Below are 13,142 nucleotides of genomic sequence, written 5' to 3'. Positions count from 1 at the left end.
GCGGTGCGCTGCCGGACCGGTAACGGTGCACGGAGGAACAACCGGCCCCCTCCTCGTCTCCTTAGCCTGGCGCGGCCCCGTGAGCGACCACCCGAGGAGCACCATGGCCGGACAGTCCGTAGCCGAGCAGTACGTCGACCTCCTTGCCCGCGCCGGCGTGCGCCGCATGTACGGGGTGGTCGGCGACAGCCTGAACCCCGTCGTCGACGCGGTCAGACGGCACGGCTCCCTGGAGTGGATCCAGGTCCGGCACGAGGAGGTCGCGGCCTTCGCCGCCGGTGCCGAGGCCCAGTTGACCGGGAAGCTCGCCGCGTGCGCGGGGTCGTGCGGGCCGGGCAATCTGCATCTGATCAACGGCCTGTTCGACGCGCACCGCTCGATGGCCCCCGTGCTCGCGCTCGCGGCGCAGATCCCGAGCGGGGAGATCGGCACCGGCTACTTCCAGGAGACCCACCCCGACCGGCTGTTCCAGGAGTGCAGTCACTACTCCGAACTGGTCTCCTCCCCCCGCCAGATGCCGCGCGTGGCGCAGACGGCGATCCAGCACGCGGTCGGCCGGCGCGGGGTGTCGGTGGTGTCGTTGCCCGGAGACGTGGCCGCCGAGCGCGCCCCGGCCGGCGGGGCGGAACTCCACCTGCCGCTGGAGAGGCCGGCGGTCCGGCCCGCGGACGGGGAACTGGCCCGGCTGACCGAGCTGGTGGACGCGGCCGAGAAGGTGATGGTGTTCTGCGGCCGGGGCGTCGAGGGCGCCCACGCCGAGGTGATGGCGTTCGCCGGGAAGGTGAAGGCCCCGGTGGGCCACGCGCTGCGCGGCAAGGAGCACATCCAGTACGACAACCCGTACGACGTCGGCATGTCCGGTCTGTTGGGCTACGGCGCCGCCTACGAGGCGATGCACGAGTGCGATCTGCTGCTGCTCCTCGGCACGGACTTCCCGTACACGGACTTCCTGCCGCGCCACGTGCGGACCGTCCAGGTCGACATACAGCCCGAACGGCTCGGGCGCCGTACGCAGTTGGACTTCGCCGTCTGGGGTGACGTGCGCGAGACGCTGCGGTGCCTGACCCCCGCCGTCCGGGAGAAGCCGTCCCGCCGGTTCCTCGACCGGATGCTGCGCCACCACGTCCGCGCGCTCGAGGGCGCCGTCGGCGCGTACACGCACGACGCAGGCCGGCACACCCCGATCCACCCCGAGTACGTGGCGTCCGTGCTCGACGAAGAGGCCTCGGACGACGCGGTGTTCACCGTGGACACCGGCATGTGCTGCGTGTGGGCGGCCCGCTATCTGACGCCGAACGGACGGCGCCGCGTGCTCGGCTCCTTCGTGCACGGTTCGATGGCCAACGCGCTGCCCCAGGCCATCGGCGCACAGTTCCTCGACCGCTCGCGGCAGGTGGTGTCGCTCTCGGGCGACGGCGGATTCTCCATGTTGATGGGCGACTTCCTCACGCTCGTGCAGTACGGCCTGCCGGTGAAGGTGGTCGTCTTCAACAACTCCTCGCTGGGCATGGTCGATCTGGAGATGATGGTCGACGGCCTGCCGCCGCACGGCACCGGCTACCCGCACACCGACTTCGCGGCCATCGCCGACGCGGCCGGCGCGCGCGGCATCCGGGTCGAGAAGCCGGCGCAGGTACGCGAAGCCCTGCGGGAGGCGTTCGCTCACGACGGTCCGGCGCTGGTCGACGTGGTCACCGACCCCAACGCCCTCGCACTGCCGCCCAAGATCACGACCGAGCAGGTCACCGGCTTCGCGCTGTCGGCCGGCCGCGCCGTCCTCACGGGCGGCGTCGGACGCATGATCGACCTGGCCCGGGCGAACCTCCGCAACGTTCCGCGACCGTGAGCAAACGGCCGTCCGGCGGTGAGCACGGACAGGCCATACCCCGGGCGCTGACGGACAAACACCCCCGGCGCCCGTCACTAGGTTCTCTCGCATGCCGGCGGTGCTCCGCCCGTCCGCCACCGCCCCGACCGCCAGGCCGGCGCGGGCACCGCCCATGACACCCGAAAGCGAGTCCTCCCATGTCCGGTTCCTCCAGGCCGACCGTCGTCCTCGTCCACGGCGCGTTCGCCGACGCCTCCAGCTACGCACAGGTGATCCCGCGGCTGATCGCCCGCGGCCTGGACGTGGTCGCCCCGGCCGTCCCCAACCGCAGCCTGATCGGCGACGCCGCCTACATCGCCTCGGTCGTCCGCCGGATACCCGGCCCCGTCGTTCTGGTGGGCCACTCCTACGGCGGCGCCGTCATCACGGTCGCGGGCACCGAGGACAACGTGAGCGCCCTCGTCTACCTCGCCGGCTACGCCCTGGAGAAGGGCGAGAGCCTCGGTGAACTGCAGGGCCGCTTCCCGGACTCCGACCTCGCCGCCGCGCTCGTCCACACGCCGTTCCCCATGGAGGGCTCGACCGAGACCGGCACCGATGTGTCGGTACGGCCCGACAAGTTCCCGGCCGTCTTCGCCGCCGACCTCGACCACCGCCTCGCCGAGGTCCTCGCCGTCTCCCAGCGCCCGCTGGCGGCCCAGGCGTTCGCCGACGCGGCCCCGGCCGCCGCCTGGAAGACCAAGCCCTCCTGGGGCCTGGTCGCCTCCTCGGACCGCACCATCAACCCGGACGTGGAGCGCTACGGCTACCGGCGGGCCGGCATGAAGACCGTCGAGGTCGACTCATCCCACCTGGTGATGCTCGCCCACCCCGACCGCGTCGTCGAGCTGATCGAGGAAGCCGTCCGGGCCACCTCCGCCTGAGCCACCCGCCGCGCCCCGCCCGTCCGTCCGGCCGTGCCGAAGCGGCCGTACCCTCCGCAGAGAGCGAACCATGAACTCACCCGTCTCGCGCCGTACCGTGGCCGTGTCCCTCCTGGCCGGCGCCGCCGCGCTGGGCACCGGGGGCGCCGCGTTCTCCGTGCCGGCGGCGGCGGCCGACCGGCCGCGCCGACCGCACCAGCACCCGGACGCACCCACCGTCGTACTGATCCACGGCGCGTTCGCCGACGCCTCCAGCTGGAGCGGCGTGATCGAGCGCCTGCAGCGGCAGGGCCACCGCGTCCTGGCACCGGCCCTGCCGCTGCGCGGACTGGCGAGCGACGCCGCCTACATCCGCAGCGTCCTGGACAGCGTCAACGGCCCGATCGTGCTGGTCGGGCACTCCTACGGCGGCGCGGTCATCAGTCAGGCCGCGGCCGGCTCCCGGCAGGTCGAGGCCCTGGTCTACATCGCCGCCTTCGTGCCCGAGATCGGGGAGAGCGCGCTCCAGCTCACCGACAAGTTCCCCGGCAGCACCCTGGGGCAGGCCACCACCACCCAGTACTACCCGCTGCCGGACGGCGGGCAGGGCGCGGAACTGGTCATCCGAAAGGACCTGTTCCGCGAGCAGTTCGCGGCCGGTGTCCCGGTCCGCACCGCGCAGGTCATGGCCGCGGGCCAGCGACCGATCACCCTCGCCGCCCTCCAGGAGCCGGCCACCGCCGCCGCGTGGCGGGAGATCCCCAGCTGGTACCTCGTCGCGAGCGAGGACCGCAACATCCCGCCGGCCGCCGAGCGGTGGATGGCCGAGCGCGCCCGCGCCCGCACCGTCACCGTCCGCGCGCCGCACGCCGTGTCCGTGACCGACCCCGGGCCCGTCACCGACCTGGTCCTGAAAGCCGTCCGGTCCGTTCGCCCCGGTCGCTGACCCGTTCCGGAAGGCGCGGCGGACCGTGACGCTCGCCCCCGAAGCCGCCCCCTGGTCGGTGATGACGTACACCGACCCGGCGGTCACCGGGGTCACCACCGAGACGCCGCGGTCCTGCGGATCACGCCGCCCGACGAGACGGCCTTCATCCCGGTCCGCCGGACCGGTGGCGAGGTCTCCGGCACGGGCAAGGCATCGGTCCCCCGGCTGAGCCCCCTCAGGGCGGGCGACGGCACCTGATCCCGCGCACGACGGCGGACGCGGACCCGGCACGAGCACGGACACGGACACGGACACGGAGGCGCATACAGATGCGGAAGGGAAGGCGGAGGCGCGGATGACTGCCGAGACGATGGGCGACGAGGTGTACCAGCCGGACGGGGCCGAGGTGCGCGACGACGCCGGTCTGCTGGACGCGTCGGACACCCTGGACCACGGGGTCGGCGACGAGGTCCTGGACGAGGGCTACTCGCCCCCGGACAGGCCGTGGGGCGTGGAGCACACCGGTGTCACCGCGTCCGAGCGGTGGCACGGGGAGAGCCTGGACGAGCGCCTCGCGGAGGAGGTGCCCGACATCGGGGTCCCGGAGGGCGACGGGATCGGCGACGCCTGGGACACGGACGGCGAGCCGATCGACGACGAGGTCGGTGCCGAACGCGCGGGCCGGCTCGTCGCGCCGGACGAGGGCAGCCACGAGAACACCGAGTCCGACCTGCTCGCGTCCGACATGGGGCTGGACGGCGCCGGTGCCTCGGCGGAGGAGGCCGCGATGCACGTGATCCCCGGCACCGGGCCCTTCTGATGTTCCCGCCCGCCCGTCCCGTCGTCCCGTGACGGGCGGGCGGGAACGGGTCAGCGCACGGGGAACCCGAAGGCGTACCCCTGGTCCTTCAGCCGGGGCAGCAGCGCCGCGAGCGCCGCCACGGTCTCGGAGCGGTCGCCGCCGCCGTCGTGGAAGAGGATGGTGGGACCGCCCGGCAGTTCACGCTCGACCGTGTTCAGGATCGCCTGGACACCGTGCCGCTTGTAGTCGTCGGAGTCGACGTTCCAGCCGAGCGGGCGCATCCCCGCCGAGGCGGCGATCTGCCGGCTGTAGGGGGTGAACGCACCGCCCGGCGCCCGGTAGTACTGCGGCTTCACCCCACCGGAGGCCTGTTCGATCATCCGGGCCGCCCCGGTGACCTCGGCGTACTGGAAGGAGCGGGACCTGTGGTCCATCGTCGTGTCGTGATGGACGCTGTGGTCGCACAGCCGGTGTCCCGCCGCGACGACCTGCCGCACCACGTCGGGGTGTTCGGCCGCCTTCGACCCGATCATGCAGAAGACGGCCCTGGCCCCGTTGTCCTTGAGCACCTTCAGGACACGCGGGGTCCACACCGGGTCGGGACCGTCGTCGATGGTTATGTTCACGGCGCGCGGCCCCTTGTCCGAGGCGTGGGCGATGTCCATGCTGACCACAGGGGCGGGCAGTCCGGGTTCCGGCACGGAGGTCTGGCCCGGCACCGGCTGGCGCGCGCCGGGGTGGGCCGGCGCCGCGGGCGGGGCGGCCGCCCGCGCCCGGCCGTCGGGACGGCTCGCGGCCGCGCCGCCCGCGCTGGTACCGGCGAGGGGGCCCAGCACGGAGGCTCCCACCACGGTGACGACGGCCGCCGCGACCGCCGCCCAGCCCGTCCCGCCCCGTCTCATACCGCGCCGCATCATGCCCTGACCTTTCGTTCACTTCCTGCCCCCGCACAAGGCAGGACGCGCGGAACGACGTGCCGGATGCGTCTTTCGCGAAGTCAGGAAGCGGTGGTGCGCGGTGGGTGACGATGCGACGGGGGCCGATGGACGCGGGGACCCGCGAAGCGATGCCCTCGGACGTCCGCTCCGGTCAGTTCAGCAGAGCGGCCGTGAACGTCGTGCGGTGGTCCGCCAGCCAGGTCCGCACGCGGTCCCAGCGCTGCCATCCGCCACGCTCGGCCAGCGCCTGGAGGAAGACGGGGTCACCGTCGGCCACGCGGCGGGCGACGAAGGCCCGGCAGACCTCCGTGGCCTGCTCGACGACGCCGGGCAGGTCGGCGCGCTCCCCCCGCGAGAGCCCGTAGCCGTCGGCGAGGATCCGCAGCCGTGCGGGCGCGTCCAGCCCGCAGGGGTGGAGGGCGGACGCGGATCGGGGATCGAGCATGGGCACCCAGTAGCGGGCGGTCATGGCGAGGTCCCAGAGGGGACGGCCCGGGGCCGCCAGGTCGAAATCGATCAGGGCGGCGGCACGGCCGTCCCGGAAGACGACGTTCTCCGGGCACACGTCGTTGTGGCACAGCGTCGTTCCCCCCTCCGGGTCGGCCAGGTCCCGGGGCCACTCGGCTCGGGGGTCGAGCCCGACGGCCGCGCCGGCCTCGTGCAGGCGCCGCAGCAGGCTCCCCACCGATGCGAGGGCCGTCTGCGTCATCGCCCAGTCCGGGAACGGCGGCAGAGCCACGTCGCCGGGGACGAAGGTCAGCAGCTCGCGGCCGTCCGCGGTGAGACCGACGGGGGTCGGCGCGGCGTCGAAGCCGTGCTCCTTCAGCGCGCGGAGACAGGCGTGCAGGGCGCGCGCGCCCGGCGGTGCGGGGCGCTCGACCAGCTCGCCCCGGCGGAAGACCGCTCCCGCGTTCGCCATCCCGCCGACCAGCGCCTCGCCCTCAGCCGTCATGCGGATCACGCTATCGCCGGATCGGCCCCGCGCGGGCCGGGAGGGATACGGACGGGTTGCCCCGTGCGCCGGGGCGCACGGGGCACCGTACGGGTCAGAGGCCGCGCAGGCGGGCCAGCGTGGCGTCCAGGTCGGCCTTGCCGGGCCGGTTGTAGGGCAGCTTGCCGAGCATGGCCGCCATGCCGCAGGTGTTGGTCACGGCGGAGAACACCAGACCGCCCGCGACACCGGCGGACAGCAGCCGGAAGGCCGGGTGGACGAACTCGCCGAGCGCAAGGCCGAGCAGGACGAGCGATCCGGCGGTGAGGCGGACCTGGCGGTCCATGCTCCAGGCGGTCTTGACGTCGCAGGCCAGGGGGCGGTCCAGCTCGTGGCCCTCGGCGGCCCAGGCGCCGGTGCCGCCCGCGAGGGTCGCGGTGCGGATGCCCTTCGCGGCGAGCTGCGTGCAGGCCTTCTCGGAGCGGGCGCCGGAGGCGCAGACCACGAGGACCTCGCCGCGCTCGGCGGCGACACGGATGTCGGGCAGCGCGCGGTCGAGCTGGTCCAGCGGGATGTTCAGGGCGCCGGGGACGTGACCGCCGGCGTACTCGCCGGGGGTGCGCACGTCGATGACGGTGAGTTCGTGGAGCCGGCTCTTGGCCTGGCGGGGATCGATGGCGGTGATGGTCATGGCAGAGGTGATCCTTGCGTGTCGGTGTTGTCCGGAGCGGGGGTGTGGGTGCCCCGCGCGCGGTGACGGTGAGGGGGGTACCGGACCGCGGCGGGGCGGTCAGAGGAGCGCGTCGACGAGCATGAACACGGCGACCGCGAGCAGGACGTACGCGAAGACGCGTTGCAGCGTCCCGCCCTTGAGCTTCTTCGACAGGCGTTTGCCGTCCCAGGCGCCCAGCACGGCCGCCGCGGTGAACGGCGCGATGACCGCCCAGTCCAGGTGCGTGCCGCTGCCGGCGCGGGCGCCGAGCGCGGCCAGCGAGTTGATCGTGATGACCAGCAGGCTGGTCCCGACGGCCCGGCGCATGGGCAGTTTGAGCACACCCACCAGGGCGGGGACGGCGAGGAAGCCGCCGCCCACGCCCAGGAACCCGGTCACGGCGCCCAGACCGGCGCCCGCGGCACCCGCCCTGCCGGGGCTCACCCGGCCGGTGGACCCGGCACGGGCGGGGCGCAGCATGCGCACCGCGGCGAGCGCCGCGATGACCGAGAAGGCGATGGTCAGCACCGCCTGGGGCAGATGGCCGGCGGCGGCCCCGGCGAGCATCGCGGGCAGGATGCCTGCCGCGGCGAACAGCAGTCCGGTGCGCCAGACGACGTTGCCGTCCCGGGCGTGTCCGGCCAGCGCCGTGACCGAGGTGAGGGTGACGATGACCAGGCTGGCCGTCGTCGCCTCGGCCGGGGTGAAGCCGAGGAGGTAGATGAGGGCCGGTACGGCGAGGACGCTGCCGCCCCCGCCGAGCCCGCCCAGGGCCAGGCCGATCACGGCACCGGCGACGAGCGCGAGAACCAGGGTCGTCATGCTATCGAGCCGCTGTTCCCGTGCTCGTCCACGACCGGGTGCTTGGCGGCGGCCCACGCCCGCATGCCGCCCGTGACGTCCACCACCCGCGCGGCCCGCGCGGCCGGCAGCCCGGCGGTCTGCTGCGTGCACTGCCCGCTGCGGCGGATCACCACCAGCGGCCGGGCCTGTGCCGCCGCCGGCAGCGCCGCCCCGGCCACCGGGCCGGACAGCGGCGCGTACACGGCGCCGGGCGCGTGGCCGGCGTCCCACTCGCGCCGCTGACGCACGGCGAGCAGAACGGCCGGGGCGCCGCCGGCCCGGATGCGCCGGGCGGCCTCTTCGGCGGTGGCCCGGTCCTCGCCGGTGGGGAAGAGGGACATCACACAACCTCTCGGAACTGGGAAAGGGCGGACGGGAGGGCGTTCCGGTCACGCCGGCCGCCCCTCGCGGCGGCGATGGCGCGGCCGTCGTCCACGGTCACCGCGCCCCGCCGGGGCGGGGCGCGAGACCGGTTCAGCATTACCCCCGGGGGTATATGCCTCACGATAACACGAGTACCCCTGGGGGTATCGCCCCCCCTCGCTCGATCCCAGGTGAGCCGCCTCACCGGCCCGCGACCGGGAGGCCGCGGACACCCGGCGCCGGGCCCGCCACCCCAAGGCGCGGCCGACTTGCCTCCATATACCCCCGCGGGTATACGGTACTTCCCATCAATACCCCCGTGGGTATCTCTCGATCCCTTTCTCCCATACCCCGCCGGGTATCCAGGGAGCCAGTCCCCCGCACCACCCGCGCCAGGAGGCACCTCATGTACTTCGCGCAGCACTACCTCGACTGCCTGTCCCAGGCGGCCTACGTCATCGGCGACCCGACCAGCGGGAAGGCGGTCGTCGTCGACCCCCGCCGGGACGTGGACGAGTACGTCGCGGACGCGGAGGCGCACGGGTTCACCGTCGAGGCGGTGATCAACACCCACTTCCACGCCGACTTCCTCGCCGGCCACCTGGAGCTGGCCCAGCGCACCGGCGCCTGGATCGGCTACGGACAGCGCGCCGTGACCGAATACCCCATCCGCGGGCTCGCCGACGGCGAGCGGATCTCCCTGGGCGAGGTCACCCTCCGGATCCTGGAGACGCCGGGCCACACCCCCGAGTCGATCAGCATCCTCGTCTTCGAGAAGCCCGAGGACACCGTCCCCTACGGGGTGCTCACCGGGGACGCCCTGTTCGTCGGCGACGTCGGCCGCCCCGATCTGCTCGCCTCCGCCGGTGTCACCGCCGAGGAACTGGGCGCGATGCTCTACGACAGCGTCCACCACAAGCTGATGGCCCTGCCCGACGAGGTCCGCGTCTTCCCCGCCCACGGCGCCGGCTCGGCCTGCGGCAAGAACCTGTCCACCGAGCTCCAGTCGACCATCGGCATCCAGCGCCGGACCAACTACGCCTGCCGGCCGATGGACCAGGACGCCTTCGTCCGGCTCGTCACCACCGGCCAGTCGGCCGCCCCCGGCTACTTCTCGTACGACGCCGACCTCAACCGCCGCAACCGCGGCCTGTTCCAGGCCGTCGAGGGCGCTCCGGCGCTGGACGCGGCCGAGTTCGCCCGGCTGCGTGCCGGCGGTGCCGTGGTCCTCGACGCCCGCGACCAGTTCGCCTTCGCCGCCGGACACCTGGCCGGCTCGGTCAACGTCCCGCTCGACGGCCGTTTCGCCGAACAGGCCGGCAGCGTCCTCACCCCGCGGGACGAGATCCTCATCGTCGCCCCCGCGGACCGCGCCGAGGAGACCGTCACCCGCCTCGCGCGCATCGGCTTCGACCGCGTCCACGGCTACGCCGCCGATCCCGAGCAGGTCTTCGCCGCCCTCTGCGACCGGACGCGCCGGGCCGGGCGGCTGACCGCCGAGGCCCTGCGCGAGGAACTCGCCTCCGCCGAGCCCCCGCTGGTGCTGGACGTGCGCAACTGCGGCGAGCGCGACGGCGGCCGCTTCATCGAGGGCGCCCTGCACATTCCGCTGGCCGAACTGGCCGAGCGCCTCGGCGAGGTCCCGGCCGAGGGCCGTCTGGTGGTCCACTGCGCCGGCGGCCACCGCTCCTCCATCGCCGCCAGCCTGATCCGGCGCAGCGGCCGCACCGAGGTCTACGACCTGCTCGGCGGCTACGGCGCCTGGGAATCGGCCGCCGCCTGAGCGGGGAGCGGCAGCCGCGGTGCGGCCGCCGCCCGCGGCCGGCCGCTCCGGGCGGCCCTTCGGCCCGGCGCCCGCACGGGCGCCGTCCGCTCACGCGCCGTCCGCTCACACCGCACGTACACACGCCTACGCGCCGTCATGGCTCGCGGGGCTCCCGCCGGCCCCCCGTTGAGTACCGGTACTCACGTGCCCCGCCGCCACGCCACGGCACCCCGTACTCATGACCGACACCCTCCCGGCCCCGCGGCACCGTCGCCCCCGGGCGCGCCGAGCCCGTCCGGGCGCGGACCTCGCCCTCGCGATCGCGCCGTTCCCGCCGGAGACCGGGCGGCTCGTCCCGGACTGGACACAGCTACGGCCTGGACGCACGGGCCGCCCGAGGCGACCGGGCGGTCATCGACGCGGCCGCCCTCGCGCACACATCGGGCGGCCGCGGGCCGTACTGATCGCCGCACTCGTACCAGCGGTCCTCGCGGCGGCCTTCCGGGCCCGCCGGACGGTGGTCGCGCGCCTGCCGGTGGCCCTCCCGGCGGGGGGCTCGCTCGTGGCCGCGCGGCACGAGTGGACCACAGCCACACCCCGCCACCCGGATGCGTCCGCTGCGGCGCGAACCGCTGAGGCCGCCGGACGCGGACCGAGCCCCGTCAACCGGTTCCACCTCGTGCGAATCGGGCCGTTTTCACGCCGTTTTGGGGCCCTTTCCTGTGACGCCACCCATAGGAGCCAGATCACGTCCTAAGCAGGGCCGTAGGACGGGACCGGCCTGAGCAGGGCAGAAATCTCCATATTGGCCCATTTCGGACATTACTCCGAAGTTGGGTAGTACGTCACATGCTTGCCAGCCGCTTCGGCCCTGGCTAACTATTGCTGTCGTTGCCGGGACACAACGGGCCGGACCGAGCGGAACTCCGCCGGAACCGCCCGGTCCACCCGCAGCACGGGGCCCGCGCCCCACCGCCACCGCGACCATCGCGGCCGGCACGACCATGACCCCCAGGGAAAGAGTTCCTTTCGTATGACCATGGCCAACCGCACCCGCATCGCCCGCCTGCGCACCCTCGCCATCACCGGCATCGCCACCACCGGCGCCGCGGCCGCGGCACTGACCCTGATGCCGACGAACGCCCAGGCCGCCGAGATGCCCCAGGTGCACGCCGCCGCCGTGGCCAAGGCCTCGAACGGCAGCGCGGCCAAGTCCGGTTCCGGCAACCTCGACGGCTGGATCAAGCAGTCGCTGGCCATCATGAAGGCCAAGGGCATCCCCGGCAGCTACGAGGGCCTGAAGCGCAACATCATGCGCGAGTCCGGCGGTAACCCGAACGCCCAGAACAACTGGGACGTCAACGCCAAGAAGGGCACCCCGTCCAAGGGCCTGCTCCAGGTGATCGACCCGACGTTCAACACCTACCACGTGGCCGGCACCGCCCACAGCGTCACCGACCCGGTGGCCAACATCACCGCGGCCGCCAACTACGCCGCGCACCGCTACGGTTCGATCGACAAGGTGAACTCCGCGTACTGATCGACCGCGGCCCCCGCACCGAAGGCCGGTGCCGGCAGCTCCACGCTGCCGGCACCGGCCTTTTCAACGTCCGCGCGCGGATGCGGCGTCGGTCACCACTCGTCCGCGGCACCGAGCCCGGTGAGCGCGCCGACCGGGTCCGGGTCGGGGGTGCCCCGGGGCCACCAGTCGTCCTGGCCCGGCTCGGACTCGTAGCCGTACCACAGTCCGTCGCGGCCGAGGCGGAGCTGCACATGGCCGCGCGGATGGGTGAGCCGGTTGCGCCAGGGCCGGAACGCGGGCAGGTCGGCGGCGAGCAGCAGCGGGCGCGCCCGGTCGAACCGGCCGGCCGGCGGGTCCCACGGCTCCTCCAGCACGGCCAGTCCCTCCTCCCCGCCCTGCCGCCAGGCGGCGACGGCCCGCGCGAGATCGCCCGGGGTACGACCGGTGGCCGCCGCCAGTGTCGCGTACAGCGCACGGGTGGTGACGGTCAGACCGGAACCGGGGCGGCCCGCGGCGAGCCGCACCGCGTCCTGCCAGGGGCTCAGCTCGCCGACCGGATCGCGACCGGTGGCGAGCAGCGCGTGTGCGCGGGCGGCGGCGTCGGTCGCCAGCTGGTCCAGCGCGAACGGATCGGGGCCGCCGGGCGCCGCGGGGTACGCCGGAGGCTGCTCGGGGTGCGCCGGAACCGGCAAGGGCGGGGGCGGCGGCGGGAGTTCACGCGCGGCCAGCGCCTCGGTGGCCCGGATGCCCGGCAGTGCCGCGGGCTGCCGCTCCCGGGCGGCGCGGGCCGCGCGGGCGGCGTTGCGCCGGGAGAGGGCGTCCAGCAGCTCCCGCTCGCCCCGGCCGCGGAGCAGCAGCAGGACGAAGGGGTCGGCGTCGAGCAGCCGCGCCGTCTGGTAGCACAGGGCGGCCGCGTGCTTGCAGGGGTGGCCCGAGTCGGGGCAGCTGCACCGCGGGACGAGGTCGCCGGGGCCGGGCAGCAGCGGGACGCCGCAGTCGGCGAGGGACTGGGGCAGTTCCCTGTCCAGCAGGGCGGCGATATGGCCCGGCCGGTCGGCGGCCGCGTCCAGGAACCGCTCCCACTCCTCGTCCTCCAGCGGGCGCACCCGCACCTGGACCCGGTACGGACGGGGCCGGCTCCCCCGCACGTACGCGAGCACCAGCCCCGGCGTCACGGTGATGGCGTCCACATGCCCCCGGTCGGCGTATCCGCGGCCCCGCGCCACCCGCTTGGCGTCGAGCGCGCCCCGCTCCAGCGCCGCCGTCCACGCGTTGCCCCACCAGGTCGCCGCGAACTCCTCTCCCCCGGCCGCCCGGGACGCGAACGCCGGGAAGGTACGCCGGAGTTCACCGTCCCGGTGAGGGGTCCCCATGGTCGGCGGTACGTGCGGGACGGCGCCGGCGGCCGACGCGCCGTCCCGCACGTACCGCCGACCATGGGGACCCCTCACCGGGACGGTGAACTCCGGCGTACCTTCCCGGCGTTCGCGTCCCGGGCGGCCGGGGGAGAGGAGTTCGCGGCGACCTGGTGGGGCAACGCGTGGACGGCGGCGCTGGAGCGGGGCGCGCTCGACGCCAAGCGGGTGGCGCGGGGCCGCGGATACGCCG

At 74.3% G+C, this 13,142-nt stretch carries 13 protein-coding genes; 7 read left to right on the top strand and 6 right to left on the bottom strand.

Going from position 1 to position 13,142, the window contains the following annotated elements; genetic code table 11:
- The first annotated feature begins 103 nt into the window (after window positions 1–103).
- The 4 genes from FRZ03_RS17750 to FRZ03_RS17735 all read left to right on the top strand — a co-directional run bounded on the left by FRZ03_RS17750 (window position 104) and on the right by FRZ03_RS17735 (window position 4,478).
- Window positions 104–1,846 (top strand): pyruvate dehydrogenase, encoded by a 1,743-nt coding sequence (locus tag FRZ03_RS17750; protein WP_146466140.1) that lies wholly within the window; start codon window positions 104–106, stop codon window positions 1,844–1,846.
- Window positions 1,847–2,025: 179 nt separating this feature from the next.
- Window positions 2,026–2,751, top strand: a complete 726-nt coding sequence (locus tag FRZ03_RS17745) for an alpha/beta fold hydrolase (protein ID WP_146466139.1) — start codon at window positions 2,026–2,028, stop codon at window positions 2,749–2,751.
- Window positions 2,752–2,821: 70 nt separating this feature from the next.
- Window positions 2,822–3,676, top strand: coding sequence for an alpha/beta fold hydrolase (locus FRZ03_RS17740; RefSeq protein ID WP_186785476.1), 855 nt, complete (start codon window positions 2,822–2,824; stop codon window positions 3,674–3,676).
- A 337-nt stretch (window positions 3,677–4,013) separates the two neighbouring features.
- On the top strand, window positions 4,014–4,478 hold the full coding sequence (locus tag FRZ03_RS17735) for a DUF5709 domain-containing protein (protein ID WP_146466138.1): 465 nt from the start codon (window positions 4,014–4,016) through the stop codon (window positions 4,476–4,478).
- A 50-nt stretch (window positions 4,479–4,528) separates the two neighbouring features.
- Here the strand turns inward: FRZ03_RS17735 and FRZ03_RS17730 are convergent, their stop codons facing one another.
- From FRZ03_RS17730 to FRZ03_RS17710, 5 genes are all read right to left on the bottom strand, one after another.
- Window positions 4,529–5,362 carry a polysaccharide deacetylase family protein gene (locus FRZ03_RS17730; RefSeq protein WP_146466137.1) on the bottom strand — a complete coding sequence of 278 codons (834 nt, stop codon included), beginning with the start codon at window positions 5,360–5,362 and terminating at the stop codon, window positions 4,529–4,531.
- Window positions 5,363–5,549: 187 nt separating this feature from the next.
- Window positions 5,550–6,350 carry a phosphotransferase gene (locus FRZ03_RS17725; protein WP_146466136.1) on the bottom strand — a complete coding sequence of 267 codons (801 nt, stop codon included), beginning with the start codon at window positions 6,348–6,350 and terminating at the stop codon, window positions 5,550–5,552.
- A gap of 94 nt (window positions 6,351–6,444) precedes the next feature.
- Complete coding sequence (locus FRZ03_RS17720; RefSeq protein WP_146466135.1) at window positions 6,445–7,020, bottom strand: rhodanese-like domain-containing protein; 576 nt, start codon at window positions 7,018–7,020, stop codon at window positions 6,445–6,447.
- A gap of 99 nt (window positions 7,021–7,119) precedes the next feature.
- Window positions 7,120–7,863, bottom strand: coding sequence for a sulfite exporter TauE/SafE family protein (locus FRZ03_RS17715; RefSeq protein WP_146466134.1), 744 nt, complete (start codon window positions 7,861–7,863; stop codon window positions 7,120–7,122).
- The gene (locus FRZ03_RS17710) at window positions 7,860–8,225 is read right to left on the bottom strand and encodes a rhodanese-like domain-containing protein (RefSeq protein WP_146466133.1); all 366 of its coding nucleotides are present in this window, start codon (window positions 8,223–8,225) and stop codon (window positions 7,860–7,862) included. Before FRZ03_RS17710 ends, FRZ03_RS17715 begins: the two co-directional genes overlap by 4 nt.
- Before the next feature lie 428 nt (window positions 8,226–8,653).
- Between FRZ03_RS17710 and FRZ03_RS17705 the strand changes: the two genes are divergently transcribed.
- The 3 genes from FRZ03_RS17705 (at window position 8,654) to FRZ03_RS17695 (ending at window position 11,552) form a co-directional block, all read left to right on the top strand.
- Complete coding sequence (locus FRZ03_RS17705) at window positions 8,654–10,030, top strand: MBL fold metallo-hydrolase (RefSeq protein WP_146466132.1); 1,377 nt, start codon at window positions 8,654–8,656, stop codon at window positions 10,028–10,030.
- A gap of 220 nt (window positions 10,031–10,250) precedes the next feature.
- Entirely contained in the window at window positions 10,251–10,769 is a 519-nt protein-coding gene (locus FRZ03_RS41220) for a DUF6234 family protein (protein WP_222443387.1), read from the top strand.
- A gap of 276 nt (window positions 10,770–11,045) precedes the next feature.
- Window positions 11,046–11,552 carry a transglycosylase SLT domain-containing protein gene (locus FRZ03_RS17695; RefSeq protein ID WP_146466131.1) on the top strand — a complete coding sequence of 169 codons (507 nt, stop codon included), beginning with the start codon at window positions 11,046–11,048 and terminating at the stop codon, window positions 11,550–11,552.
- Between the two features lie 92 nt (window positions 11,553–11,644).
- Here the strand turns inward: FRZ03_RS17695 and FRZ03_RS17690 are convergent.
- Window positions 11,645–13,142: SWIM zinc finger family protein (locus FRZ03_RS17690; RefSeq protein ID WP_261399214.1), on the bottom strand; the 1,498-nt coding region annotated here is incomplete at its 5' end.

This window comes from Streptomyces misionensis (genome assembly GCF_007896895.1).
Classification (GTDB): Bacteria; Actinomycetota; Actinomycetes; order Streptomycetales; family Streptomycetaceae; genus Streptomyces; species Streptomyces misionensis_A.
Note: the sequence above shows the minus strand (reverse complement) of the source record. Positions and strands in the feature narration are given on the sequence as shown.